Raw genomic sequence first — 24,866 nt, 5'->3', positions numbered from 1 at the left:
GGGCGCTGGTTGCGCTCGTCGGCCGGGTTCTCCGTGGGGTTTCGGCGGGGTTCTCATGGGGTGGCGTGGGCCGAGGCCCGGGCAAGGGAGGCGGTCGCGTGGGCCAGCAGGCCGAGCGCGGCGGCGCCGCAGACGAGGGTGGGTACGGCCCCGGGGCCCCAGGCGCCGACGACGGCCCGCACGGGGGCGGCGAGCGCGTCGAAGCCGGGGAAGGGGACTCGGGCGGCGAGGACGCTCGCGAGGGCGAGCGCCTCGGCGGCACTGGCGGCGGCGAGGGCGGCCGCGGCCGTCTCGGGGAAGCCGTGGACGGTGAGGAGCCGGGCGAGCAGCAGGAGCGCGCCGAGGGCCAGGGCCCCGGAGCTGAACCCGGTGAGCCCGAGCAGTGCGGTGAGGGCGAGGAGTTGGAGGGTCACGGTGCCGAGGAGCAGGGGGCGGGTACCGGCGGCGAAGTCGGCGAGTCCCCGGCTGTCGGCGATCCGGCGGCGCGCCCGGTTCGCGAAGAGCCGGGCGCACCAGGCGGCGGGGGCGACGGCGAGGGCGAGGCCCAGGACCGGTCCGGGGGTCAGGTCCCAGGGGCCGTCGGGGCCGCCGCTGAGTACCTGGGTGAGGAGTCCGTCGCCGCAGACCGCGTACGCGAGGAGCCAGACGGTCCAGAGCCGGGCGGCGGGCACGCTGCCGCCGTCGGGGGCGCGGAAGGGGCCGCGCCGGACGGCGAACAGGAGCGCGGCGGTGAGGAGCAGGGCCCCGGTCGCGCCGACGGCGAGACGCACGGGCCCATGGGTGACGGCGAGCCCGATGCCGGTGAGCGCGGCGGCGGCGCCGGGGGTGAGGACGGCGAGCAGCCAGGCGTCGGTGTCCCGCCGCGGGGGCACCGGGGGCGCGGTGGTCTCGCTTCCGCGGGGCACGCGCGCGTAGAGCTCCTCGGCCAGCGAGAACACGTCCCGGTGCCGGAAGCGGGCGGCCGTCCGGTCGGTGAACCCCTGCGCTTCGAGCCCGGCGGCGATCTCCAGCGGGTCGACGGCCCTGGCGCAGAGGTCCCGGTGCCGGTGCATGAGCACCTTGACGGGGTCGGCGGTGCCGCGCCGGGGGCGGGTGGCGTTGGACGCCTGGGCTGTACCGGTCGGGGCCGGGCCGGCCGACGCAGCCACACGCACTTGGTCGGCCGACGCACCCGTACGGACCGGGTCGGCCGGCGCGCTCGTACGGACCTGGTCGGCCGGCGCGCTCGTACGGACCTGGTCGGCCGTGGAAGTCTCGCCGGACGTGAAGTCCTCGCCGGACGGGCGGGCCTCGCCGGACGCAGCGGTCGAGCCGGCCGTGCGGGTCGGCTGCGGGGAGGTCGTGTCGCCCTGCTGCGGGGGCATCGCGGCGGCCTCCCCCGGGGCCGGGGCTATCCCGGACGGCGGGGCGTCGACGGGCTCCTCGGGGGTACGCGGGTCGAGGGTGTCGCCGGTGCGGGGGGTCAGCGCGGAGGCGCCGAGGAGGGCCTCGGAACGGGCGTCCCAGGCTCCGGGGCTCGTCGGGGCGGCGGAGCCGCGCATGGGGGTGTCTCCTTCAGGCATCGGGGGCTCCTGTCCCGGCGGCCACGGCCTTGTGCGCCCAGCTGCCCGGCACGTGCGCCTCGGCGGGGTGGGCGAAGGGCACGCCGTCCCCGGGGCGGTGGCGCACCGGCGCGTGGGAGAGGAGTTCCAGGTAGATGCCGCGGAACGCGGCGAGGTTCTGTTCGACGGTGAAGAGTTCGAGCGCGCGGGCGCGGGCGGCAGCGCCCAGGCGGTGGCGGCGCTCGGGTTCGCGGAGCAGGGCGAGGCAGGCGTCGGCGAGCGCCCGGGGGTTGCGCGGGGGGACGACGAGACCGGTGCCGCCGATGATCTCGACGACGGCGCCGACGTCGGTCGAGACGGTGGCCCGCGCGCAGAACATCGCCTCGACGAGACTCGCGGGGAAGCCCTCGACGACGCTGGAGAGGACGACGACCGCGCCGGAGGCGTAGGTGTCCTCCAGGGTGGGTGCCTCGGGGCCGCCGAGCTCCTCGAAGGTGACCGGGTTCTCGCCGACGGCGTGCGCCCCGGCGGCCTCGTCGGGAAAGAGCTGGGCGGCGAGCCCCTTGATGTGCGCGAGGTACGCGCCGGTGCCCGGGTCCCGTGCGGGCACGGCGACGATCCTCAGCCGTGCGTCCGGCTGCCGGGCCCGGATCTCGGCGAAGGCGTGCAGCAGGGCGATGAGGTCCTTGGCGGGTTCGACCCGGCCGACCCAGACCAGGGTGGCGGGGTCGCCGCTCTCCTCGTCCTCGCCGACCTCGGCGAAGCGGTCGGCCGCCATGCCGGGGTGGACGGTGCGGATCCGGGCCCGGTCGGCGCCGCACTTCTCCTGCCAGCGGCGGGTGTGGGCGTTGCCGGGGGTGAGGAGGGCGGCCTGCCCGTAGGCCTCGGCGGCGAGCCGGCCGTGGAGGGCGGCGAGCAGGGTCCGCAGGGGCGCGGAGCGGTCGGCGCCCTTGGCGGAGAGGTAGTGGGAGCGGAGCTGTACGCCGTACTCGGTGACGAGAAGCGGGGTCCCGAAGAAGCGTTTGGCCAGCAGGCCGGGCAGGGCGGTGGTGCCTCCGGCGGCGGCGTGGCACAGGTCGGCCGCGCCGAGTGCGTCCTCCGCGTACCAGTCGAGGGAGAGGGGGCGCAGGGCGCGCTCCAGGTGCTCGACGAAGGCGAGGTGGTCGGGGAGTCCCGCGGCGGCCGCGCCCCGGCGTGCACCGGGCGCACGGCAGGCGGATTCGAGGGTGCGGACGGCATCGTCGGAGCGGAGCGCGCCGGGCAGCCCGCCCCGCTCGCGGGCGAGTTCGGCGAGCGCGTAGAGCCCGGCGGCGAAGGCGCCTTCGGCCCCGGCCGCGTTCTCGCCGGCCCGGGCCTCGGCCTCGCCCTCCCCGCACACCCCCACCGCCAGCTGGTGGAACGCCTCGACGAACCTGCGCCGTTCGCGTCGGCCGTAGGCGCGGCGGGCGGCGCGGTGGTCGCCGAAGGCGGTCCGCTCCAGGAGGTTGCGGGCTGCCGGACCGGCGTCGGCACCGCCCAGGTCCGCGGTGCGCGCGACACGGGCGTTCGGGGGGAGCGGCCGAGGCGGGCCGGATCCGCCGAGGGCGTACAGGTCGAACTGGTGCTGCCCGAGTCCGTGTACGAGGCGCTCGCACCAGAGTCCGGGCTCACCGGTGGCGTACGGGTAGCCACCGTCCGTGAGCAGTCCGATCCGCATGAGTGCACCCCCGATCTCCCTTGGCGACGGCCACCGTTGGTCCGGCGACTCGCAGCGGGACGAACGTAAGCGGAGAAACCGGTGGTGCGATGGACGGTTGTCCGTCGCACCACCAGAAGGGGTGAATGCACGTAACTTTCCCGCCCCGGTCGCGTTCTGTCGCGCTAAGCGTCAGGGCGACTACGGAGGGTCAGGCGACGGCCAGTTCCTGGCGCTGCTCCTGGCGCTGCTCCCGGCGTTCCGCCGCGCGGACCGGATCGAGCGAGGGGACGGCGGCGAGCAGCTGCCGGGTGTACGGGTCCCGGGGCGCGCCGTACACCTCGGCGACCGTGCCCTGCTCGACGATCCGGCCGGCGCGCATGACGGCGACCCGGTCGCTGACCTGCCGGACGACGGCGAGGTCGTGGGCGATGAAGACGAGCCCGAGGCCGAGTTCGGCCTGGAGTTCGGCGAGCAGCGCGGTCACCTGGGCCTGGGTGGTGACGTCGAGCGCGGAGACGGGTTCGTCGCAGACGACGATCCGGGGTTCGGCGGCGAGCGCTCGGGCGATGCCGACGCGCTGGCGCTGCCCGCCGCTGAACTCGTGCGGGTAGGCCTCGTACCGGTCGGGGTCGAGCCCCACCCGGTCGAGCAGCTCCCGCACCCGGCTCCGTATCCGGGTCTCGTCGCGCTCGCCCGCCACGCGCAGCGGGTCGGCGATCGACTCGCCCACGGAGCGGCGCGGATTGAGGGAGGCGACCGGGTCCTGGAAGACCATCTGGAGTTCACGGCGGTACGGACGCAACTCCCGCTCCGACAGGTCGCCGATCTCCGCACCCCCGTAACGGAGTTGGCCGCCGGTCGGGTCGAGGAGCCGCACCAGCATGCGACCGAGGGTGGTCTTGCCGCTGCCGGACTCCCCGACCAGGCCCAGCGTTTCGCCCGCGCGGACGGTCAGCGAGGCCCCTTCGACGGCGACCACCGCCTTCTTTCCGCGCCCGAACTCCCGTCGTAGATCCCGCACTTCGAGCAGCGGCTCGCCCTCTTCCGTCGTGGACGAGGGGGTGCGCACCGGCCCGTCGAGCCGGGGCACGGCGGCGAGCAGCCTCCGCGTGTACGGCTCCGACGGCGCACCCAGCACCCCGTCGACGGGCCCGCGTTCGATCTCCCGCCCGGCCCGCATGACGAGCACCTCGTCGACGCTCTCGGCGGCGACGCCCACGTCGTGGGTGACGAGGAGCAGCGCGGTGCCGGTCTCGCGCCGCAGTTCGTGCAGCAGGTCGAGGATCTGGGCCTGCACGGTGACGTCGAGCGCGGTGGTCGGTTCGTCGGCCACGAGGAGCCGGGGCTCGCAGGCGAGGGCCATCGCGAGCAGGGCGCGCTGCCGCATGCCGCCGCTGAACTCGTGCGGGCGGGAGCGGGAGCGTCGGGCCGCGTCGGGGATGCCGACCCGGTCGAGGACCTCCACGGCGCGGGCGCGGGCGGCGCGCCCCGAGCCTCCGGCGTGGACGCGGTACACCTCGGCGATCTGATCGCCGACGGCGTAGTAGGGGTCGAGGGCGGACAGGGGGTCCTGGAAGACCATGGCGGCGACGCCTCCGCGCAGTCGCCGCAGCTCGCCCGGCCCGGCGGCGGCGACGTCGATGCCGCCGACCCGTACGGTCCCGCCGACCCGCGCTCCGGTCCCCCGGTGGAGGCCGAGGAGGGCACCGGCGACGGTGGACTTGCCGCTGCCGGACTCGCCGACGAGGGCGAGGGCGCGCCCTTCGTCGAGGGTGAAGGAGAGCCCGTCGACGGCCCGCACCGACTCTCCCTCCCTCGCGAACTCGACGGATAGATCCCGTACTTCGACAAGCGGGGTCACGTCAGGACCACCCTTCGGTCGGCGGCCGCGTACAGCAGGTCCGCGAGGACGTTGGCGAGGACGACGAACGCGCCCGTCACCATGACCACACCCACCACCACGGGCAGGTCGATCGAGCGCACCGCGTCGATGAGGGTCTTGCCGAGCCCCGGGATGCCGAAGAGGGACTCGGTGAGCACTGCCCCGCCGAACATCGAGCCGAGGTCGACGGCGCTGATCGCGATCACCGGTGGGACCGCGCCGCGCAGCGCGTGGCGGGTGACGACGGACCGCTCCCCCACCCCGTACGCACGGAAGGTGCGGATGTGGTCCTCGGCGAGCGTCTCCAGGGTGGAGCTACGAGTGAGTCGCGCGTACTTGGCGGACTCGAAGAAACCGAGGGTGAGCCAGGGAAGCAGCATGTTCCAGGCCCACTGCTCGGGGTTCTCACCGAGCGGTACGTAGCTGGGGAAGGGCAGCCACTGGAGGTAGGCGCAGACGGCCATGAGCAGCAGCAGCCCGAGGATGAAGACGGGGGTGCCGGTCCCGGCGAGGGTGAGCAGGGTCAGGAGGCGCTCGGTCGGGCCGCCCCGGCGCAGCGCGGACAGCAGTCCGGTGCCCACGCCGATCACCAGCCAGATGACCATGGCGCCGAGGGTGAGGGAGGCGGTGGCGGGGAGCCGTTCCAGGACGAGCTGGGTCACCTGCTGGTCGCTCTGGTACGAGAGGCCGAGGCAGGGGGCGTCGCAGTGCACGATCGAGGTGCCGGTGGAGTAGTCGCGGCCGGCGAAGACGCCCTGGAGGAAGTGCAGGTACTGGACGACCATGCTGTCGTTCAGGCCGAGTTGCTCACGGACCTGGGCGATCTGCTGCGGGTTGCACCGCTCTCCGCAGGCGAGCCGCGCGGGGTCGCCGGGCGCCAGGTAGAAGAGCGCGTACACGAGGACCGAGAGCGCCAGGAGGACGAGCACGGCACCCGCGAGCCGCTTGAGGACGAAGCGGGTCATCGGGAGGTCTCCTTACGGGAATCCCGGCCGGAGTCCCGGCGGGACTCCTTACGGGTGCCCACGCGCAGCCGGCTCGCCTCGCGCGGGTCGAGCGCCGTGCGGACCGCGTCGCCGAGGACGGTGAAGGCGAGCACGGTGACGAAGAGCAGCCCGGCGGGCAGCAGGACGTATGCGGGATCGGCGCGGAACCAGGTCTGCGCGGTCGACAGCATCTGTCCCCAGGACGGGGTGGGCGGGGTGACGCCCACCCCGAGGAAGGACAGGGACGCCTCGACGACGATGTTGGTGGGGACGAGGATCGCCGCGTACGTGATGACGGGGGCGGCGAGGGAGGGCAGAAGCTCGCGGCGGGCGGTCCGCCACGGCCCGGAGCCCGCGAGGCGGGAGGCCGCGACGAAGTCGAGGCTCTTCAGGGTGAGCGTCTGGGCGCGCACGATCCGGGAGGTCCCGGCCCAGCCGAGGAAGCCGATGACGAGGATCAGCAGCAGGGGCCGGGGGAAGCCGTGCGGGACGACGGCGGTCAGGGCGACGGCGAGGACCAGCATGGGGAGGGCGACGAGGACGTCGGTGATCCGGCCGAGGATGCCGTCGACCCAGCGGCTGCCGAGCCCGGCGGCGAGTCCGACGAGGACGCCGATGAGGACCTGGACGGCGGTCGCGCCGACGGCGACGAGCAGCGAGATCCGGGCGCCGTGGAGGAGGCGGACGAACAGGTCACGGCCCGTGCCGGGTTCGACGCCGAGCCAGTGGTCGGCGCTCGCACCGCCGAAGGCGCCGTACGGGACGCCGCCGCGGGCCGAGTCGACGAGGTCGTCGTGGTACGTGTTCGGGTCCTGGCCCTCCAGCGCGGCGAGCAGCGGCGCGGCGATCGCGAGCAGGACGAGCAGGAGCAGGACGGCGGCGGAGACGAGAGCGGCGGGGCGGGTGCGGAGCCGTCGCCACACCTGCCGGGCGGCGCCCGTGGCGGGGAGGCCCGCCACGGGCACCGGCGTGTCGGTCAGTGCGGTCACTTGACCGAGACCTGCGAGATGTCGAGGACACCGGTCCAGTCGCTGATGACGACGTTCTTGACGTTCTTGCCGACGAGCCGCTTGTAGACGGGGTGGAAGAGCGGCACGTCGAGCGCCTGCTCGCCGATCTTCTTGTCGAGCGCGCCCCAGCGGGCGGCGGCGGCCTTGAGGTCGGTGAGCTTGTTGATCTCGTCGATCTCCTTGTTGACCGCGGGGTCGTTCAGCTGGGCGTGGTTGTAGTTGGAGCCGTTGGTGACGATCTGGCGTCCGTCGAAGATCGGCGCGAGGAACGGGCCGCCGGCCGGCCAGTCGGCGCCCCAGCGGGAGAGGAAGAAGCCGGGCGCGTCCTTGACGCTCCAGCGCTTCTCGTTGAAGGCGTTGGGCTCCTGGCCGTCGAGCTCGACCGTGATGCCGGCCTTGCCGAGGGCCTCCTGGACCGCGGTGGCGACCTCGGGGCTGGTGGCGCGGTTCTTGGCGGTGGAGTGCAGCAGGGTGACGGTGAGCCCGTTCGGGTAGCCGGCCTCCTTCAGGAGCGCCTTGGCCTTCTCCGGGTCGCCCGCCTTCCCGGCCGGGAAGTGGTCGTACGCCGTGAAGCCGAAGGACTTCTGCTCGGGCAGGAAGGTGGTGGCGGGCTCGGCGAGCGCGGAGCCGCCGGCCGCGTTGACGACGCTGGTGCGGTTGATCGCGTACGAGATCGCCTGGCGCACCTTCGGGTTGTCGAAGGGCTTCACCTTCGGGTTGAAGGCGAGGTAGTTGGTGTAGCCGAAGTGGCCGGTGCCGACGCGGGCGGCGAGCGCCTTGTCGGAGCCGACCTGGGCGAGTTCGGCCGGGCCGAGGTTGGTGTCGGTGGTGACGGCGGCGGCGTCGGCCCCGGAGGAGGTGGCGAGGCGCTGGTTGATGACGGCCTCGTCGAGCCCGGACCTGACGTCGATCCGGTCGGGGTAGGCCTTGCGCTCCTCGTCGGTCTTCGGGTCCCAGTGCTCGTTGCGCTCCAGGACGAGGCGCTCGCCGTCCTTCTCGTTCTTGACGACCTTGTACGGGCCGGAGGAGACGGGGTGCTCCTCGTACTTCGCGCCCTTGTCCTTGGCCTTCGGAACCGGGGTGAACTGGGTCTGGGTGGCGACGAAGGGGAACTCGCCCTCGGGCTTCTTCAGCTTGAAGACGATGGTCCGGGCGTCGGGGGTGACGACGGACGCGAGGCCCTTCCCCTTCTTTCCATCAGACGCAGCCTTGTACGGCCCCTCGTAGGTGTCGCCGCCGATCAGCCAGTCACGCAGGTAGGGGGCTCCGCCGGAGAGTTCGGCGGCGAAGGAGCGCTCGATGCCGTACTTGACGTCGGCGCTGGTGATGGGCGTGCCGTCCTCGAACTTCAGGCCCTCCTTCAGCGTGAACGTCCACTCCGTGGCGTCCTTGTTGGGGCGGCCGGTGTCGGTGGCGAGGTCGGGGACGACCTGGGTGCCGGCGGCGCCGGCCTCGCGGTTGCGGGTGGTGAGCGTACGGAAGACGAGGGAGGGGACGTTGCCGCCGCCGGAGGTGTAGAGGCGGGCGGGGTCGAAGTCGGTCTGGGCCTCGGCGTTGAGGACGGTGAGCGTGCCGCCCTTCTGCGGGGCGCCCGCGGCCTTGCCGGAGGTGCCGCCCTTGGCGCCGGTGTCCTCGGGCCCCGCGCAGGCGGCGACGCCCAGGGTCAGGACGAGACTGACGGCGGTCACTGCCACGCGGCGCGGAACGACGGACGATTGACGCATCGGAGAAAACCTCTCGGAGAACTGCGGGTACGGGAAAGGGAATTCCACGCAGGCAGCGGCGAGCGGCGGCATCCGAAGGGAATGACCGGGCACAGGGAATCACAGAGAAAAGCCGCGCCTGCGGGGAGGAAAACACCCGGGCGCGGAAGGCCGTCGACGGTATTGCAGAGGGGAAGCCGACGGGGCGCTCGGGCTGGCGTCAGCTACAGAGAATGTCGGCGACGGAATGTCCGGCCACGCCGATGAGCGCCAGCTCGAAGGCGGCGCGATCGGAGACGACGTGACGGTGCGACATGCCGAGAAATATGGACGAACACGCGAACGATGTCAACGCGACTCCGCCCCTTCCTGAGACGCTCGTCTCGGGATGTGATCACCGACGGATCGGCCCGGACATCAACTCCCCGGATACACCCAGGGGTTGGGGCGGCACTTGATTCCGTCGATGTTCAGGGACTTCGTCTGCTGCTGCATCACGGGCGCGAGCGCGCCGGGAGTGCTGCACATCACATGGCCGTGTCCCAGTCGGTGCCCGACCTCGTGATTGATGAGCATCTGGCGATACGCGAACATCGCCTTGGGGCCGAAGGTCGCCGACCCCTGCGCCCAGCGGAACGCGTTGATCATCACGCGGTCGGTCTGGGCCGAGTCGCAGGAGACGTTGTCGACCGTGGTGTCGAGCCCGGACTTCGCACACCACGCTCCCGTGGTGCCCGGACTGGCGAGCGTGATGACGAACTGTGGCTCCCCGCTGGAAATGCGCTCGAAGGTCATCTCGCCCTTGCCGGCCCAACTGCGAGGGTCGTTGAGGGTCTTGAACACGGTCGAGGCGAAGAGGTTCTGGTCGAGGCCGAGCCCCTCCTCGACGTCGATCCGGTAGCGGACCAGAGTCCCCTTGCCGGGCGCCTTCTGGAAGCCGGGCACGGCCTTGAAGTTGCCGGAACCCTTGAGCTTCGGGTCGATCGGGTACTGGCGGGCGATCAGCTGCTCGTACGTCGGCGGCGGCGGCGCGGCGGTGGGCGCCGGGCTCGTCGGGGCGACCCGGTCGTCGGAGCGGGAGGCCGAGGTGTCGTCCGAGGCCCGCCCGTCCGGCTGTTCGGCGGCGCGAGTGGTGCTGGGAGCCTCGTCCCGGTCGGCGACCTGTCCGGTGACGACGACGGCGAGGACGGTGGCGACGGCGGCGGCCGCGACCCCGGTGAGGGTGCGGCCGAGGCCGCCCTTGCCGGTCGGCTCGTCGGCCTCGGGAACGGCCTCGCGACGGGGGGCGGGGATGAACGGCGCCTGGGAATCTGCCTGTTCGGCCTCGACCGTGCGGGAGGAGCCGTGCCGGGGGCCGTACCGCTCGGGTCGTGGCGCCGTGCCCTCGTCGTGCTGCGGATGCCCGCCCCGTACGGAGCTCCCGTAGACGGGGACACCGTGCGCGGGGGTCCCGAGGGCCGCGTGCGCCCCGGTGTCGTAGGCCCCGCCGCCGTACCCGGGACCGCCGTGGGAAGGAGTGCCGTGCGCCGGGGTGCCGTGGACGGGGGTGCCGTGCGCGGGCGTCCCGTGCACCGGGTTGCCCTGCGCGGGCGTCCCGTACATCGGCGTGCCGTGGGCCGGGGTCCCGTACATCGGAGTGCCGTGGGCCGGGGTCCCGTACGTCGGGTTGCCCCGCGCGGGAGCCCCGTACGCCGGGGTCCCGTGGGCCGGGGTCCCCGCCTGCTCCTGGCCTCCGCCGCCGGCGGTCCTGCGGCGGCGTCCCGTGCCCTGCGGCGGGCGGGCGGCCTGCGTGCCCGGGGTCCCGGCCGCCGTCGGCGGCTGTGGGGCCGCCGGCTGCTGCCCGGTGTCGGCCACCGAGGGCGCGGAGCCCTTGCGACTATGTCGTCCCACGCCCCGGATCAGCTCCCGCCGTGATCGGCGATCAGGTCCCGGGCGGCCTGCGCGACCGTCTCGGGGTATTCCATCATCGCCACGTGCCCCGCCTCGGGGAGGGTCAGCAGGCGCGAGCCGCGGAAGGCGGCGGCCGCCTTGCGGGCCATCCGGTACGAGACGAGCTGGTCGCGCCCACCGTAGACGAGGAGCGTCGGGGCGAGAACCCGTTCGGCCTGCCGCCACAGTCCGTGCTGGCCACCGAGGGTGTACGCGTCGACGATGCCGCGCGAGGAGCGGGCCATCGCGTCCCAGAAGTACGGGAGTTCGAGGCGTCGCTCCATCTCCTCGACGGCGTGCCGGAGGCCCTCCTCGGTGACCCGGCCGGGGTCCCCGTAACAGAGCGAGAGGACACCGCGGACGCGCTGCTCGGCCGTCCAGTCCCTGCTGAGCTTGGCGAAGGCCGAGGCGACGCCGGGCACCGCGAGCAGCACCGTGGGCCAGGCCGTGCGCTGGGCGCGCAGCTCGGGCAGCGCCGGCGAGACGAGGGTGAGCGTGCGGACCAGGTCGGGGCGGGCCGCGGCGACGCGGGTGGCGACGGCGCCACCGAGCGAGTTGCCGAAGAGGTGGACCGGCCCGCGCTCCGCGGAGTCGAGGAGCCGGATGACGGCGCGCGCGTGCCCGGTGACCGAGTAGTTGCCGTCGTCGGGCGGCGGCGAGTCGCCGAAGCCGGGCAGGTCGACGGCCTCGCCGTCGACGAGGTCGGCGAGCAGCGGCATCAGGGTGGACCAGTTCTGCGAGGAGCCGCCGAGGCCGTGGACGTACAGCGCGGGCGGCAGACCGGGCTCGATGCCCGGCCGGGAGCGCACGGTGAGGGTGAGTCCGGGCAGCGAGACGGAGCGGAGCTCCTCGCCGTCGGCGACCCGTACGGCACGCGTGGCACGCGACGTGGGTGGCGCGGCGGCGGTCCGGGTTTCCGGCAGCTCGGTCGACGACATGGCCGCAATATTACGAGACGATCACGCGGGGAGGCGTGTGGGTGCCGTCACAGGTGCGTGTGCGGCGAGCCGCGTGTGCTCCTAGGCTCGGAGAGAGGGCCATCGGAGAGGACCGCGACCCGCATGCCGGAAGGACCCCGCATGACTGTCGATCCGACCGATCCGGACACATTCGCCGAGGAAGAGGACGTCGTGCTGGACGAGGAAATCCCGGAGGCCGACGCTGCCGAGCAGCACACCGATCTACAGCAACGCGACGACGAACCGCTCACCCATGTCGAACGTGACTCGGCGAACGAGGCCGACTCCTCCGAACAAGCGCGGGTCGTCGCCCTGGACGAGGACGACTATCGCTGATTTGTTCGGTTTAATCTTGAATCGACTGTCGACCCGGACGTCCGGTCCGTGAAATTCTGCGTTCGCACCGCGCACAGCCGGGTTACCCAAAAGTACGATGGCGACGCGCGCGACAGCGTGCATGGATCGATTTTTGGGAGGCCGCGTGAGCGCCATCGAGCAGACAGAGGCAGCACGCCCTCGGGGCACGCGCCTGCCGCGACGTGCCCGACGGAACCAGCTTCTCGGCGCCGCCCAGGAGGTCTTCGTCGCCCAGGGGTACCACTCGGCCGCGATGGACGACATCGCCGAGCGGGCGGGCGTCAGCAAGCCGGTGCTCTACCAGCACTTCCCCGGGAAGCTCGAGCTCTACCTGGCCCTGCTCGACCAGCACTGCGAGTCCCTCCTCCTCGCCGTGCGCACGGCCCTCGCCTCCACGACCGACAACAAGCTGCGGGTCGCGGCCACGATGGACGCCTACTTCGCGTACGTCGAGGACGAGGGCGGCGCCTTCCGGCTCGTCTTCGAGTCCGACCTGACGAACGAGCCGGCCGTACGCGAGCGCGTGGACCGGGTGAGCCTGCAGTGCGCCGAGGCGATCTCCGACGTGATCGCCGAGGACACGGGCCTGTCCAAGGACGAGTCGATGCTGCTCGCCGTGGGCCTCGGCGGCGTCTCCCAGGTCGTCGCCCGCTACTGGCTGTCGAGCGAGTCCGCCATCCCGCGCGACAAGGCGGTCGGACTGCTGACCTCGCTCGCCTGGCGCGGCATCGCCGGCTTCCCGCTGCACGCGGTGGACGGTCAGCTGAGCGCCGAGGGCCACTGACCCGGGCGCGCCCCACGCGTCCCGCGCGTGTTCGCTCCTGGCGTGCGGCGACTGAACCCGCCGCGTCCCCTCACCGGGCTAATGTGTGCAGCGTACGGCGCGGTATTCGCGCAACGCTGACCGTTCGGAGGGACATAGCCGTGGAGGTCAAGATCGGCGTGCAGCACGCACCCCGGGAGATCGTTCTGGAGAGCGGGCAGTCCGCCGAGGAGGTGGAGCGAGCCGTGGCCGACGCGCTGGCCGGCAAGGCGCAGCTGCTCAGCCTCTCGGACGAGAAGGGCCGCAAGATCCTCATCCCGGCCGAGAAGATCGCGTACGTGGAGCTCGGCGAGCCCGCCGTTCGCCGCGTGGGTTTCGGCGCGCTCTGAGCCCAGGATCCAAGCGAAAGGCCCGGTGGACCGTCTCGGTCCACCGGGCCTTTTCGTACGGGCCCACCGGACCTTTTCGTGTGCGTCCACCGGGCCTTCCGTGTGCTTCCGGCGGGCCCTTCGTATGCCCGTATGGCCACGTCAGGGCGTACGGGAGGATTGCGTTCCGGAGCCCTGGGGTAGGAGGGGATCGACCGCACCACCCGCCCCGCACCCCTCGCGAGGTGATCCGCCGTGTTCCTGGAAGTCCTCGGTTCCGCCCTGCTCGGCTTCGCCCTGGCCTGGGCCGCCGCGCACCGGCTGGCCGACCGCCTCCCCGTCCGGGTGATCGTCCTCGCCACCGGCGCGCTGGGCGGCGTCTTCGGCGCGCTCGTCACCCACGGGGCCCTCGGCCCCGGTCACTTCCTCGCCACCCTCATCGGCGCGGTGGCGGTGGCGGCGGTGCTGCTCTCGCTGCTGATCCGGCCGGCCTCGCGCAGGCTGCGACGATCAGCGGCGGTGTGAACAGCGCCGCGCACCCCTTCCTCGTACGACAGATCCTCAGGCGGCCAGACCGAGCGCAGCCATGCGCTTGGTGTGGGCCTCGGTGATCCGGGAGAACATCCGGCCGACCTCGGCGAGGTCGAAACCGTCCGCGACACCGCCGACCAGCATGGTCGACAGCGCGTCGCGCTCGGCGACCACGCGCTGGGCCTGCGAGAGCGCCTCGCCCATCAGACGGCGCGCCCAGAGCGCGAGCCGGCCGCCGACGCGCGGGTCGGCGTCGATCGCGGCGCGGACCTTCTCCACGGCGAAGTTGCCGTGGCCCGTGTCGTCGAGCACGGAGACGACGAGCCCGCGGGTGTCGGTGTCGAGGCGGGCCGCGACCTCCCGGTAGAAGTCACTGGCGATCGAGTCGCCGACGTACGCCTTGACCAGGCCCTCCAGCCAGTCCGACGGCGCGGTCTGGCGGTGGAAGTCGTCGAGCGCCTTGGCGAAGGGCTCCATGGCCGCGGTCGGCTCGGCGTCCACGGCGGCGAGGCGGTCACGCAGCCGCTCGAAGTGGTGGAACTCGGCCGAGGCCATCTTCGCCAGCTCCGCCTTGTCCGCGAGGGTCGGCGCCAGCTTGGCGTCCTCGGCGAGCCGCTCGAAGGCCGCGAGCTCTCCGTAGGCGAGGGCGCCGAGGAGGTCGATCACGGCGGCGCGGTACTGCGGCTCGGCGGAAGCCGCCGCCCAGTCCTTGGCTGCGATCCCGGTGGGTGTGGCGTTGTCAGGCGTCTCCATGGAGCGCACAATAGCCCGCTCGCGCACCGGGGGAAGGCGCTGGTCAGTCAGTGTGACCGTGCCCTCATCACCATTTCTCCCAACACACATGCGCGATTCCGGGGTACAGTGATAAGGCGCCTGCTGAGTATGCGGACATGCTTTCGCACGTTCGGACGTATTCGGTGGGCCGACTCATGAATGAGGATGCCCGGTCGGTGGCCCGATCGGCTCCGGCCCGACAGCCCTTCCGGCGGACCCGCGGAAGGGTCACCTCAGCGGTACGACGCTCGAGCGACGGCAGTGGTCCCGTGCCACCCGGCAGCGATCCCCCGGATCGCGCCGACAGTTCCCGGCACGGTACGACCCCCTTCGTTCGCCTCGCACCGCGTCCACAGAAGAGGCAGCACCCTGACTACGACTTTCCGAGACCTCGGAATCCTTCCCGAGACGGCCGAAGCCCTTGAGGCCGTCGGCATCGTCACCCCCTTCCCCATCCAGGAGATGACCCTCCCGGTCGCCCTCACCGGCACCGATGTCATCGGCCAGGCCAAGACCGGCACGGGCAAGACCCTCGGTTTCGGTCTGCCCATCCTGGAGCGCGTCACCGTCCCCATGGACGTCGAGGCCGGCCGGGCCAAGCCCGAGCAGCTGACCGACGCCCCGCAGGCGCTCGTCGTCGTCCCCACCCGCGAGCTGTGCCAGCAGGTCACCAACGACCTCCTCACCGCCGGCAAGGTGCGCAACGTCCGCGTGCTCGCCATCTACGGCGGCCGTGCGTACGAGCCCCAGGTCGAGGCCCTCAAGAAGGGCGTCGACGTCGTCGTCGGCACCCCCGGCCGTCTGCTCGACCTGGCCGGCCAGCGCAAGCTCGACCTGTCGCACGTCAAGGTCCTCGTCCTCGACGAGGCCGACGAGATGCTCGACCTGGGCTTCCTGCCCGACGTCGAGAAGATCATGAACATGCTTCCGGCCAAGCGTCAGACCATGCTGTTCTCGGCGACCATGCCGGGCGCGGTCATCGGCCTGGCCCGCCGCTACATGTCGCAGCCGACGCACATCCGCGCCACCTCGCCCGACGGTGAGGGCGTGACCGTCGCCAACATCAAGCAGCACGTCTTCCGTGCGCACAACATGGACAAGCCGGAGATGGTCTCCCGCATCCTGCAGGCCAACGGCCGCGGGCTCGCGATGATCTTCTGCCGCACCAAGCGCACGGCGGCCGACATCGCCGAGCAGCTGGAGCGTCGCGGCTTCGCCTCCGGCGCGGTCCACGGCGACCTCGGCCAGGGCGCCCGCGAGCAGGCGCTGCGCGCCTTCCGCAACGGCAAGGTCGACGTGCTCGTCTGCACCGACGTCGCCGCGCGCGGCATCGACGTCGAGGGCGTCACCCACGTCATCAACTACCAGTCGCCCGAGGACGAGAAGACGTTCCTCCACCGCGTGGGCCGCACCGGCCGCGCGGGCAACAAGGGCACGGCCGTCACCCTGGTCGACTGGGACGACATCCCGCGCTGGCAGCTCATCAACAAGGCGCTGGAGCTGGACTTCCACGACCCGGTCGAGACGTACTCCTCGTCCCCGCACCTCTACGAGGAGCTGGACATCCCGGCGGGCACCAAGGGCATCCTGCCCCGCACCGAGCGGACCCGTGCGGGTCTGGGCGCGGAGGAGCTGGAGGACCTGGGCGAGCCCGGCGGACGCCGTGCGCGCGGCCCGAAGGCCGCCGACAAGGTCGAGCGGACCGAGGAGCGCCCGGAGCGGACGCGGACCCCGCGTCAGCGTCGGCGTACCCGTGGCGGCGAGCTCGGCGACGCCCCGGCGTCGGCGGCCCCGGCCGTCGAGACCGTGCCGGTGACGGACGAGGCGAAGGCCGAGTCCGGCCCGCGCACCCCGCGTCGTCGCCGTCGCACCCGCGTCGGCGCCCCGGGCTCCGCGCCGGTGGCCCAGGCCGTCCACACGGCTCCGGTCGCCCAGGCTGCTCCGGTCGCCCAGGCCGCCGCGGTCGCTCCGGTCGAGGCCGCTCCGGCGCCCGTCGCCGCTGCGCCCGTCGCCGAGGCCCCGGTCACCGAGGCCCCGGTCGCCGAGTCGAGGGCTCCGCGTCGCCGCAGCCGTACGGCCGCCCGTCCGGAGGCCGTGAAGGCCGCGCCCGTCTCCCAGGCCCCCGTGGCCCAGGAGCCGGCCCCGGCGCCGCGTCGCCGCCGTGCCCGTGTCCGTCCGGTCGAGGACAGCGTTTCGTTCCAGACGGTCGAGACCGCCGCGGCCGCCCTGCGCGCCGCACCGGTCGCCCCGGTCGTCGAGGCCGCTCCGGCCCCGGTCGCCGAGGCCCCGGTCGAGGAGCCGAAGAAGGCTCCCCGTCGCCGCACCGCCAAGAAGGCCGTCACGGAGCCGGTCGCCGAGAACGTCGCCGCTGCGGTGGCGGCCGAGCCGGTCGCGCCCGTCGCGCCCGTCGTCGAGGCCGCTGCCCCGGTCACGGCCGAGGTCCCCGCGCCGCGTCGCCGCCGTGTGGTCCGGAAGGCCGCCGGTTCGCCGGTGACCTCCACCCCGGTCGTCGAGGCCGTCGTCGAGCCGGTGCCCGCGCCGGTCGTCGAGGAGGAGCCGAAGAAGCCCGCCCGTCGCCGTGTGGTGCGGAAGGCCGCCGGTTCGCCGGCCACGTCCACCCCGGTCGAGACCGTGATCGCCACGGCCCCGGTCGTGGCGGCCCCGGTCGTCGAGGCCGCTCCGGCTCCCGTCGTCGAGGCGCCCGCCGCCGCGGCGCCGGCCGTCGAGGCCCCGGTCGAGGAGCCCAAGAAGGCTCCCCGTCGCCGCACCGCCAAGAAGGCCGTCACGGAGCCGGTCGCCGAGGCCGTCGCCGTGGTCGAGGCTCCGGCCGCCGAGGAGGCCCCGAAGGCTCCCCGTCGTCGCGCGGCCAAGAAGGCCGTCGCCGCCGAGGCGCCCGACGCCTCGGAGCCGAAGACGCCGACCCGTCGCCGTACGACGAAGAAGGCCGCTGCGGAGCCGGTCGCCGAGGCCGCCGAGGCCGAGGCCCCGAAGGCCCCGCGTCGTCGCACCACCAAGAAGGCGGCGGCCGCTCAGCCCGAGAGCTGATCCCGTCCGACGCTCACGACCGCGGCCCGGCCCCTCTCCAGGGGCCGGGCCGCGGTCGTGTCGTCAACCGGCCGGAGGGACGGAGCAGGGGCATCGGGCCGTCCTCCGGCCGCGCGGTTACAGTCCAGATATGAGCAAGCCCCGGTCCCTCGTCCTGCCGCCCGGCACCCGCGCCCACCACCTCGTGACCGCGCGGGGCGACTTCGCGGTGCTCGACACGGAGCCACGGGGCGAGCGGCGCGGGACGGTGCTGCTGCTCCCCGGGTACACCGGCAGCAAGGAGGACTTCCTGGCCCTGCTCGGTCCGCTGAGCGAGGCCGGATACCGGGCCGTGGCGGTCGACGGGCGCGGCCAGTACCAGTCGCCGGGCCCCCGGGGCCGGGCCGGCTACCGGCGCAGGGCGCTCGCGCTCGACGCGGTGGCGCAGGCCGCGGCCCTCGGGGACGGCCCCGTCCATCTGCTCGGCCACTCGTTCGGTGGCCTGGTGGCCCGCGCGGCGGCCTCGCTCGCCCCGGCGGCCTTCCGCTCCCTCACCCTGCTCTCCTCGGGTCCCGGCCGGGTCGCCAGGCCGCAGCGCATCCGGGTGCGGGTGCTGCGCGTCGCCCTCGCGTTCCTGCCGAAGGAGCGGGTGTGGCAGGCGATGTGCTGGCTGGACAGCCGGGGCGAGGAGCCGGACACGGACGACGCACCACAGCTCGCGGGCTTCCTGCGGCGGCGCTGGATGCGGACCCGGATCGCTCAACTGGCGGGCGCGGGGCGGCTGCTGCTCAGCCGTCAGGACGGTACGGAGGAGCTGGCCGCGCTGCGGATGCCCCTGCACATCGCGTACGGGGCGGACGAGATGGTCTGGCCCACGGCGGCCCTCGCGGCGGCGGCCGCCCGTACCGGCGCGCACCACACGGTGGTGGCCGGCGCCGGCCACTCCCCCAACGTGTCGCACCCGCAGGAACTGACGGACCGGCTCACCGGCTTCTGGGAGCGCACGGCAACCCCCGCCGGGGTCGGCACCGCGCACTGAGACCGGCCCGGAGCAGGGCCTTCGGAGCAGCCGTCAGAACTGCGCCTTGAGGTGCTGCCAGAAGCCGTCCCGCAGGGCGCGCCGGAGTGCGGCATGGCCGCGCAGGGAGCGGCTGAGCAGGCGCTCCGCCTCGACGAGCAGGTCCTGGTCGACGGGCCCCGGCAGGTAGGGCGCGCCCGGCAGGAGCTCGGCGAGCCGGTCCCGGCCGCGCTCGCCGAGCCAGGTCGCCGCGATCTGTGCGCCGACGAACCGCACCTCCTCGCGGGACGGCGGCGGCTCGCCCTCGTTCTCGTACGTGGTGACGGGGCGGCGGGTGACGTACGGGCGGCAGAAGTCGAGCTCGAAGGTGCGCTGGCTGTCGACCTCCCAGAGGAGCGCCTCGGCCTGGTTGCGGCCCTCGGCGGCCTCGATGCCCCAGAGGTGGACGCGGGCGCCGTAGCCCTGGGCGGCCTCGACGGCGGAGACGAGGTCCTCGTCGCCGCCGACGAGGGCGGCGTCGCTGATGGCGCGGTGGCGGGCGAGGGACTCCAGATCGGTGCGGATCAGGGAGTCGACGCCCTTCTGCTGGTTGTTGGCGTTGAGGTTGCCGAGGCGCACCTTGACGTCGGGCAGCTCGGCGATGGCCTGCTGCTCGGGGGTGTGGATACGGCGTCTGGCCCCGTCGTACCAGTAGACGCGGAGCAGTCTGCTGTCGGCGAAGATCGTGCGGGCCTTGTCGATGAAGGCCTCGATGAGGCCCTCCGCGTCGAGGTCGAAGGAGCGCCGGTCCTCGGTGCCCGTCACCAGCAACCCGGCCGCAGCATGGACGTAACCTGCGTCGACGAAGATGGCGTGGGTGGAGGGCGTCTTGGCGACCTCGGCCAGCATCCGCTGGAGGAGCTCATTGGTGCGCTCCAGGCGCGCGTCCAGCGTGCGCAGGCGGGCGTCGGTCTCGGTCACCTGAGTGGTGTCTGCGTCGTTCATACGGGGCTCATTGTCCGCCGCTCCGGGCCCGGCCGCCACACCCTCCTACCCGCCAGTAGTTAGCCATCCAAAAATTTTCCTTAGCGTAAGGAATGTTTGCAGGATGCATGTCGTTGGAGCCATACGTAACGCAGTTCTCCACCAGGAGGATCAACTCAGACGAAGGGAGAAGCCTGTGCGCTTCGAAATCCTGCGACTCGACGACATCGACGGTACGCCCGTCGACCGGACCGTCGTGGACGCCGCCTCCGTCAACCGGATCGTGCAGCAGGCCGCCTCGATCGGCCAGCGCATCTGGATCCGCCCCGCCGAGACCTCGGCCTCGTAACAGGTCAGGTCCACACCACGCACCGCGCCCCCGCACGGACTTCGCAAGAGCGGAATCCGTACGGGGGCGCAGTGGTGTCCGGGGGCGGTCCCCCGGTGCGTCAGGCGTTCTGGATCACCTGGGTGACGCCGTTGATGATCTGCTGCACCGCGATGGCGGAGAGCATCATGCCGGCGAGCCGGGTCACCAGGACGACGCCGCCGTCCTTGATGACCCGGATGATCAGCAGCGAGTACCGCATGGTCACCCAGAGCACGACGTGCATGGCGACGATGGCGGCCCAGACGGAGACCTGCGCGGCCGCGCCGTCGGCGTTCTGCACGGCCAGGATGACCGAGACGATCGCGCCCGGGCCGGCGAGCAGCGGCATGCCGAGCGGGACCAGGGCGACGTTGACGTCCTTGGTCTGCTTGGGCTCGTCGGTCTTGCCGGTGAGCAGGTCGAGCGCGATGAGCAGCAGCAGGAGACCGCCCGCGATCATCAGCGCGGGGACGGAGACGTGCAGATACGCGAGGATCTGCTGCCCCAGGATGCCGAAGACGGTGATGACGCCGAAGGCCACGGCGACGGCCTGCCAGGCCATCCGGCGCTGCACCTTGGCCGCGCGGCCGGAGGTGAGGGCGAGGAAGATCGGGGTGATCCCGGGGGGATCCATGATCACGAAGAGGGTCAGGAACAGCGAGCCGAAGACGGCGACGTCGAACACGGTGGGGTGCCTTGCGGGAGATGCGAACGGTGGGGTGTGGCCCCTGCGGGGCGGAATGTGGAATTCCGGCGCCAGGGCAGGAAGAGCGCCACCCCGCGCACGGCACGGAGCCGTACGGGGGCGGACCAGGAAGAAGAAGGCCGCCGGGCGGGCTCGGGACAGACCTCACGACCGCGCAGACGAACCGGGCACGGAGCGTGGCGGACCGACGGCGCGACGGTGAACCGGCGCGAAGCGCGACGTACGCAGCACGGAGCACGGAGCGCGACGTACGGAGCACGGAGCACGGAGCACCGAACAGCCGACCGGCCGACAGCGCGTCCCGGGGAAGGTCCGGCCCCACGGGGACCGGCGACCAGGGCCTAGGCGGCGGGTCCCCCCGCGCCGGGGACCGGGAAGGCCCCCGCGGCACGACGAGTGATCTCGCCGTAGATCTCGGGGTCGGTCGTGTACTCGCCGAGGCGGCAGGTCTTGCGGCTGCCGTGGTAGTCGCTGGAGCCCGTGGTCAGCAGACCCAGCTCCTTCGCGAGCCCGCGCAGCCGTGCGCGCGTCGCCTCGTCGTGGTCCATGTGGTCGACCTCGATGCCGTCGAGTCCGGCCTCGGCGAGCCGGGCTATCGAGGCCTCGGGCAGCACCTCGCCGCGCTTGACCGCGAGCGGGTGCGCGAAGACGGTGACGCCGCCGGCCGCCTTGACCAGGCGGATCGCGTCGATCGGGTCCAGCTCGTGCTTCTCGACGTACGCCCGGCCGCCGTCGGCGAGCCAGTCGGGCGTGAACGCCCCCGACACGTCCGGTACGACCCCGAGCTCGACGAGCGCCTCGGCGACGTGCGGGCGGCCCACGGAGCCGTCGCCGGCGATCCGGGCGACCTGCTCCCAGGTGACGGGGACGCCGAGCTCCTGGAGCTTGCCGACCATGGCACGCGCGCGCGGCACCCGGTCGTCCCGGACGAGCTCGCGCTCGGCGAGGAGCGCGGGCTCCTCGGGGTCGAAGAGGTAGGCGAGCATGTGCAGGCCGATGCCGTCGACGCGGCAGGACAGCTCGGCCCCGGTGACGAGGGTCAGCCCCTCGGGGAGCGCCGCGATCGCCTCGGCGTGGCCGCGGGTGGTGTCGTGGTCCGTCAGCGCGACGACGTCGAGTCCGGCGGCTGCCGCGTTGCGGACGAGCTCGGCCGGGGAGTCCGTACCGTCGGAGGCCGTGGAGTGGGTGTGCAGATCGATGCGCACGACGCGGTACTCCAGGAACTCGGCACGGACGAGGGACGCTCCAGCATAACGGGCGAATCGAACACGCCCGTACGGAAGTACCCGGCCGGAACGGCCGGGTACACGTCAGCTCAACAACCTCGGTGTGAGCGCTCCGCACGGCAGGAGCTCGACCTCGGCGCCCGCGTCCCGCAGGTCCGTCAGGACCAGCTCGTCGTACATCAGAAGGCCGGACTGCTCGGGCCAGACGATCGCCCACAGCCAGAGGCCGCGCGCCTCCCCCGCGAAGACCGCGCGGTCCTGCGGGGCGCCGTTGACGTGCCAGAGCGGGGTGGGGCGTCCGGCGGCGAGGACCTTCGTCTGCGGAGGTTTGTCCATGCCCATGCCGGCACCGGGGTCGGGGCCGTCGATGCCCGCGTACCGGGCGCCGAGGCCGACGCCGAGTTCCTCGGCGACCAGGAGCAGCTCGCCGAGGCCGCCGAGCGGTCCGGGTCCCGAGCAGGCGACGGCGGTCGCGCGTCCGCCGCTGCGGTCGTCACCGGCGTACGCGACTCCCGTGAAGAGCCAGCCGACGGGCAGCGGCCACGGCATCCACACCGGCACCTGCGACCGGTGCACCACGACGCCGAGGGCCTCGACGCTGGGCGGGATCACGGGCTGGAGCGGGTGCACCGAGCCGTGCACGTCGCACTGCCAGGAGTCGGCGAACAGCCCGGGCGCCCTGACCCGGCCACCGCACTTCGGACAACTGGGTTCGCCCCTCATAGGGCTCAACGGTCCTACCCCCGGAGCCCCGCGTCAAGGACGATCACCGACGATCACCCGTCCGGCCCGTGCCGTTCACCCTCGGTCGGACTCCCGTCCTCCCGAGGCGCCCCATCCGCCCGACGCGCCTCGCCTTCCCGACGCGCCCTGCCCCCCCGGCGCCCCCGCGGTACGACCCGGCGGGTACCACCCGGCGGCCGGGAGTCCCGGGCTCTCAGTCCAGCTGCACGGACCTGCGCAGCGGATCGCGCAGATCCGTGCCCTGCGCCAGCCAGCGCTCCTCCAGGGCCTGCGCCCCGTGGACCCGCTTCCACGCGGCCTCGTTCGAGGTCATCGGCAGCAGCGGCAGGAACCGCACCGGGTCCATCGGCTCGTCCAGCTCCAGGTCCTCGACCAGGCCGCCCGACCCGGCGACCAGGACCGAGCTGAAGGCGGCGCCCGGCCAGAGCGGGTCGCCGACGTCGAGCGAGGCACCGGCGGCCACGATGACGCCCTCGACCTGCGGGGTCGCGGCGAGGACCGCGAGCGGCCGCAGCACCTTGTCGGTGTCGGCGAGGCCGGCCCGTACGGTCAGGACGAGCTCGGCGCGCGGACCCTTGACCGGGTCGGCGAGCGCGGCGGTCGGATCGGCCATCGGCTGTGCGGACATCCCGAGGGTCGCGTACCGCACGAGGTCGCCGTCGACGAAGCGCAGCACCTCGATCCGGTCCGTGCCGAGGAACGTCACCGCGGCGCGCGCGTCCGGTTCTCCGAGTGCCGTCCGCAACCGGGCCTCGACCAGAGCAAGAACTTCTCCCATGTCCTGAGCATAAAGCGCGTATGGAACGGGCAAAGTAAGGGATTGACCCTCTGTCGGCTGATAGTCTTGGCCGCTGGTCGGGAGTCCCGAACTCCCGACTACTCGTCACACGTCATCCCTCACGAGGGACCGGCCGGAGGAGGTGGGGCTGCGATGGACCGAAGTCGATCGGGCAGTACCAGCCGCTCTTCCGCCCCGCACCCGAGCCCGGTGCGTACGTACCTCCGGTGATTCCCGGCCCGTCTCCGTTCGGGCCCGTCTCCCCGGCATCTCGCACGACGGAAGAGCATCTCGCCTTTGCCTGTCTGTAGCGAACGCCGTCACCGCGACCTCTCGGTGCCGCCCGCTTTGTGGACGACGTAGCTCCACGTCCCCATTCCGGGCTGTGCCACGCTCGCCGGCGGCTTCTCCGTGAAGGAGCATGCCCATGTCGATGATCCGTGACCTGCGCGCCGCCGTCCGTCCGAGCCTGCGGCACCCCCTGCGCAAGACCCCCACCACGTACACCTCGTACGACCCCACCCGCGACCACACGGCCTCCAGCGCCGTGGTCGACTGCGCCGTCTACCGCGACGGACGCCGCATCGACGACCGCGAGTGCCTCACCCCGCGCGGCGCGATGAGCCAGGTGCGGGAGAGCGGCGGCTTCGCCTGGATCGGTCTGCACGAGCCGACCGAGGCCGAATTCGCCGGTATCGCCGCCGAGTTCGGGCTCCACCCGCTCGCCGTCGAGGACGCCGTCCACGCCCACCAGCGGCCCAAGCTGGAGCGGTACGACGACACCCTCTTCACCGTGTTCAAGACGATCCACTACGTCGAGCACGCCGAACTCACCGCGACCAGCGAGGTCGTCGAGACCGGCGAGGTGATGTGCTTCACCGGCCCCGACTTCGTCATCACCGTCCGGCACGGCGGCCAGGGCTCCCTGCGCAACCTCCGGCACCGGCTCCAGGGCGAGCCGGAGCTGCTCGCCAAGGGCCCCTCGGCCGTGCTGCACGCCCTCTCCGACCATGTCGTCGACGGCTACATCGCGGTCGCCGACGCCGTCGAACTCGACATCGACCAGCTGGAGATCGACGTCTTCTCGCCGGCCGCGAAGGGCTCGACGCGCGGTACGGACACCGGCCGGATCTACCAGCTGAAGCGTGAGGTGCTGGAGTTCAAGCGGGCCGTCACGCCGCTGCTCCGTCCGATGCAGCTGCTCAGCGAGCGGCCGATGCGGCTGGTCGACCCCGACATCCAGAAGTACTTCCGGGACGTCGCCGACCACCTCGCGCGCGTGCAGGAGCAGGTCGTCGGCTTCGACGAACTGCTCAACTCGATCCTGCAGGCCAACCTGGCGCAGGCGACGGTCGCGCAGAACGAGGACATGCGCAAGATCACCTCGTGGGCGGCGATCGTCGCCGTCCCCACGGCGGTCTGCGGCGTGTACGGCATGAACTTCGACCACATGCCCGAGCTGCACTGGAAGTACGGCTACCCGATGGTGCTGACCGGCATCGTCGCGATCTGTTTCACCATCCACCGCACGCTGAAGCGCAACGGCTGGCTGTAGG

The 24,866-nt window shown here is 72.9% G+C and carries 23 protein-coding genes; 8 read left to right on the top strand and 15 right to left on the bottom strand.

The annotated features are described in order from the left end of the window. Positions 1-53: 53 nt before the first annotated feature. The 9 genes from OG462_RS28600 to OG462_RS28560 all read right to left on the bottom strand — a co-directional run bounded on the left by OG462_RS28600 (position 54) and on the right by OG462_RS28560 (position 11,667). Positions 54-1,562: a hypothetical protein gene (locus OG462_RS28600; protein ID WP_406061921.1), complete on the bottom strand. Its 1,509-nt coding sequence runs from the start codon at positions 1,560-1,562 to the stop codon at positions 54-56. Further along, positions 1,555-3,237 carry a glycosyltransferase gene (locus tag OG462_RS28595; protein ID WP_406061919.1) on the bottom strand — a complete coding sequence of 561 codons (1,683 nt, stop codon included), beginning with the start codon at positions 3,235-3,237 and terminating at the stop codon, positions 1,555-1,557. Before OG462_RS28595 ends, OG462_RS28600 begins: the two co-directional genes overlap by 8 nt. Before the next feature lie 190 nt (positions 3,238-3,427). After that, positions 3,428-5,080 carry an ABC transporter ATP-binding protein gene (locus OG462_RS28590; protein ID WP_406061917.1) on the bottom strand — a complete coding sequence of 551 codons (1,653 nt, stop codon included), beginning with the start codon at positions 5,078-5,080 and terminating at the stop codon, positions 3,428-3,430. Then, positions 5,077-6,066 (bottom strand): ABC transporter permease, encoded by a 990-nt coding sequence (locus OG462_RS28585; RefSeq protein ID WP_406061915.1) that lies wholly within the window; start codon positions 6,064-6,066, stop codon positions 5,077-5,079. Before OG462_RS28585 ends, OG462_RS28590 begins: the two co-directional genes overlap by 4 nt. After that, positions 6,063-7,076, bottom strand: a complete 1,014-nt coding sequence (locus tag OG462_RS28580) for an ABC transporter permease (protein ID WP_406061913.1) — start codon at positions 7,074-7,076, stop codon at positions 6,063-6,065. Before OG462_RS28580 ends, OG462_RS28585 begins: the two co-directional genes overlap by 4 nt. Continuing rightward, positions 7,073-8,821, bottom strand: coding sequence for an ABC transporter substrate-binding protein (locus OG462_RS28575; RefSeq protein WP_406061911.1), 1,749 nt, complete (start codon positions 8,819-8,821; stop codon positions 7,073-7,075). The genes OG462_RS28580 and OG462_RS28575 overlap by 4 nt, the downstream gene beginning before the upstream one ends. 199 nt (positions 8,822-9,020) lie before the next feature. After that, a complete protein-coding gene (locus tag OG462_RS28570) occupies positions 9,021-9,116 on the bottom strand; it encodes an Ms4533A family Cys-rich leader peptide (protein WP_323185783.1) in 96 nt (31 codons plus the stop codon). A gap of 101 nt (positions 9,117-9,217) precedes the next feature. Beyond that, on the bottom strand, positions 9,218-10,690 hold the full coding sequence (locus tag OG462_RS28565; RefSeq protein WP_406061909.1) for a DUF3152 domain-containing protein: 1,473 nt from the start codon (positions 10,688-10,690) through the stop codon (positions 9,218-9,220). 8 nt (positions 10,691-10,698) lie between these two features. Then, a complete protein-coding gene (locus OG462_RS28560) occupies positions 10,699-11,667 on the bottom strand; it encodes an alpha/beta fold hydrolase (protein WP_406061907.1) in 969 nt (322 codons plus the stop codon). Positions 11,668-11,808: 141 nt separating this feature from the next. Here OG462_RS28560 and OG462_RS28555 point away from each other — a divergent pair, with 141 nt between their 5' ends. The 4 genes from OG462_RS28555 to OG462_RS28540 all read left to right on the top strand — a co-directional run bounded on the left by OG462_RS28555 (position 11,809) and on the right by OG462_RS28540 (position 13,701). Then, positions 11,809-12,024 carry a hypothetical protein gene (locus OG462_RS28555; protein ID WP_406061905.1) on the top strand — a complete coding sequence of 72 codons (216 nt, stop codon included), beginning with the start codon at positions 11,809-11,811 and terminating at the stop codon, positions 12,022-12,024. Between the two features lie 145 nt (positions 12,025-12,169). Further along, positions 12,170-12,829, top strand: coding sequence for a TetR/AcrR family transcriptional regulator (locus OG462_RS28550; RefSeq protein WP_015036002.1), 660 nt, complete (start codon positions 12,170-12,172; stop codon positions 12,827-12,829). 140 nt (positions 12,830-12,969) lie between these two features. Further along, entirely contained in the window at positions 12,970-13,197 is a 228-nt protein-coding gene (locus tag OG462_RS28545) for a DUF3107 domain-containing protein (protein ID WP_030207540.1), read from the top strand. A 234-nt stretch (positions 13,198-13,431) separates the two neighbouring features. Continuing rightward, on the top strand, positions 13,432-13,701 hold the full coding sequence (locus tag OG462_RS28540; protein ID WP_406061903.1) for a hypothetical protein: 270 nt from the start codon (positions 13,432-13,434) through the stop codon (positions 13,699-13,701). A gap of 36 nt (positions 13,702-13,737) precedes the next feature. On the opposite strand, the gene OG462_RS28535 is transcribed toward OG462_RS28540, so the two are convergent. After that, on the bottom strand, positions 13,738-14,460 hold the full coding sequence (locus tag OG462_RS28535; RefSeq protein ID WP_406061902.1) for a ferritin-like fold-containing protein: 723 nt from the start codon (positions 14,458-14,460) through the stop codon (positions 13,738-13,740). A gap of 483 nt (positions 14,461-14,943) precedes the next feature. Here OG462_RS28535 and OG462_RS28530 point away from each other — a divergent pair, with 483 nt between their 5' ends. Then, complete coding sequence (locus OG462_RS28530) at positions 14,944-17,526, top strand: DEAD/DEAH box helicase (RefSeq protein ID WP_406061900.1); 2,583 nt, start codon at positions 14,944-14,946, stop codon at positions 17,524-17,526. 130 nt (positions 17,527-17,656) lie between these two features. Next, positions 17,657-18,544 carry an alpha/beta fold hydrolase gene (locus OG462_RS28525; RefSeq protein WP_406061898.1) on the top strand — a complete coding sequence of 296 codons (888 nt, stop codon included), beginning with the start codon at positions 17,657-17,659 and terminating at the stop codon, positions 18,542-18,544. Between the two features lie 33 nt (positions 18,545-18,577). On the opposite strand, the gene OG462_RS28520 is transcribed toward OG462_RS28525, so the two are convergent. After that, entirely contained in the window at positions 18,578-19,507 is a 930-nt protein-coding gene (locus OG462_RS28520; protein ID WP_406061897.1) for an NYN domain-containing protein, read from the bottom strand. Positions 19,508-19,682: 175 nt separating this feature from the next. Here OG462_RS28520 and OG462_RS28515 point away from each other — a divergent pair, with 175 nt between their 5' ends. After that, positions 19,683-19,835, top strand: coding sequence for a hypothetical protein (locus tag OG462_RS28515; RefSeq protein ID WP_086024648.1), 153 nt, complete (start codon positions 19,683-19,685; stop codon positions 19,833-19,835). A 100-nt stretch (positions 19,836-19,935) separates the two neighbouring features. Here the strand turns inward: OG462_RS28515 and OG462_RS28510 are convergent, their stop codons facing one another. From OG462_RS28510 to OG462_RS28495, 4 genes are all read right to left on the bottom strand, one after another. Next, positions 19,936-20,541, bottom strand: coding sequence for a MarC family protein (locus tag OG462_RS28510; protein WP_406061895.1), 606 nt, complete (start codon positions 20,539-20,541; stop codon positions 19,936-19,938). 362 nt (positions 20,542-20,903) lie between these two features. Next, the gene (locus OG462_RS28505; RefSeq protein WP_406061894.1) at positions 20,904-21,767 is read right to left on the bottom strand and encodes a PHP domain-containing protein; all 864 of its coding nucleotides are present in this window, start codon (positions 21,765-21,767) and stop codon (positions 20,904-20,906) included. Positions 21,768-21,872: 105 nt separating this feature from the next. Continuing rightward, entirely contained in the window at positions 21,873-22,511 is a 639-nt protein-coding gene (locus OG462_RS28500; protein WP_406061892.1) for a DUF6758 family protein, read from the bottom strand. A gap of 214 nt (positions 22,512-22,725) precedes the next feature. After that, entirely contained in the window at positions 22,726-23,310 is a 585-nt protein-coding gene (locus OG462_RS28495; protein ID WP_406061890.1) for a suppressor of fused domain protein, read from the bottom strand. Positions 23,311-23,737: 427 nt separating this feature from the next. Between OG462_RS28495 and OG462_RS28490 the strand changes: the two genes are divergently transcribed. Then, positions 23,738-24,865 (top strand): magnesium and cobalt transport protein CorA, encoded by a 1,128-nt coding sequence (locus tag OG462_RS28490; RefSeq protein WP_030320715.1) that lies wholly within the window; start codon positions 23,738-23,740, stop codon positions 24,863-24,865. The last annotated feature ends 1 nt before the right edge of the window (position 24,866 follow it).

It is taken from the genome of Streptomyces sp. NBC_01077 (assembly GCF_045162855.1).
GTDB lineage: Bacteria > Actinomycetota > Actinomycetes > Streptomycetales > Streptomycetaceae > Streptomyces.
This window is presented reverse-complemented; position numbering and strand designations above follow the sequence as displayed.

Coding starts and splice junctions, on each gene's coding strand:
- OG462_RS28600 (WP_406061921.1), bottom strand. CDS start 1,562: ATGCCTGAAGGAGACACCCCCATGCGCGGCTCCGCCGCCCCGACGAGC.
- OG462_RS28595 (WP_406061919.1), bottom strand. CDS start 3,237: ATGCGGATCGGACTGCTCACGGACGGTGGCTACCCGTACGCCACCGGT.
- OG462_RS28585 (WP_406061915.1), bottom strand. CDS start 6,066: ATGACCCGCTTCGTCCTCAAGCGGCTCGCGGGTGCCGTGCTCGTCCTC.
- OG462_RS28575 (WP_406061911.1), bottom strand. CDS start 8,821: ATGCGTCAATCGTCCGTCGTTCCGCGCCGCGTGGCAGTGACCGCCGTC.
- OG462_RS28570 (WP_323185783.1), bottom strand. CDS start 9,116: ATGTCGCACCGTCACGTCGTCTCCGATCGCGCCGCCTTCGAGCTGGCG.
- OG462_RS28560 (WP_406061907.1), bottom strand. CDS start 11,667: ATGTCGTCGACCGAGCTGCCGGAAACCCGGACCGCCGCCGCGCCACCC.
- OG462_RS28555 (WP_406061905.1), top strand. CDS start 11,809: ATGACTGTCGATCCGACCGATCCGGACACATTCGCCGAGGAAGAGGAC.
- OG462_RS28535 (WP_406061902.1), bottom strand. CDS start 14,460: ATGGAGACGCCTGACAACGCCACACCCACCGGGATCGCAGCCAAGGAC.
- OG462_RS28530 (WP_406061900.1), top strand. CDS start 14,944: ATGACCCTCCCGGTCGCCCTCACCGGCACCGATGTCATCGGCCAGGCC.
- OG462_RS28525 (WP_406061898.1), top strand. CDS start 17,657: ATGAGCAAGCCCCGGTCCCTCGTCCTGCCGCCCGGCACCCGCGCCCAC.
- OG462_RS28520 (WP_406061897.1), bottom strand. CDS start 19,507: ATGAACGACGCAGACACCACTCAGGTGACCGAGACCGACGCCCGCCTG.
- OG462_RS28500 (WP_406061892.1), bottom strand. CDS start 22,511: ATGAGGGGCGAACCCAGTTGTCCGAAGTGCGGTGGCCGGGTCAGGGCG.
- OG462_RS28495 (WP_406061890.1), bottom strand. CDS start 23,310: ATGGGAGAAGTTCTTGCTCTGGTCGAGGCCCGGTTGCGGACGGCACTC.
- OG462_RS28490 (WP_030320715.1), top strand. CDS start 23,738: ATGTCGATGATCCGTGACCTGCGCGCCGCCGTCCGTCCGAGCCTGCGG.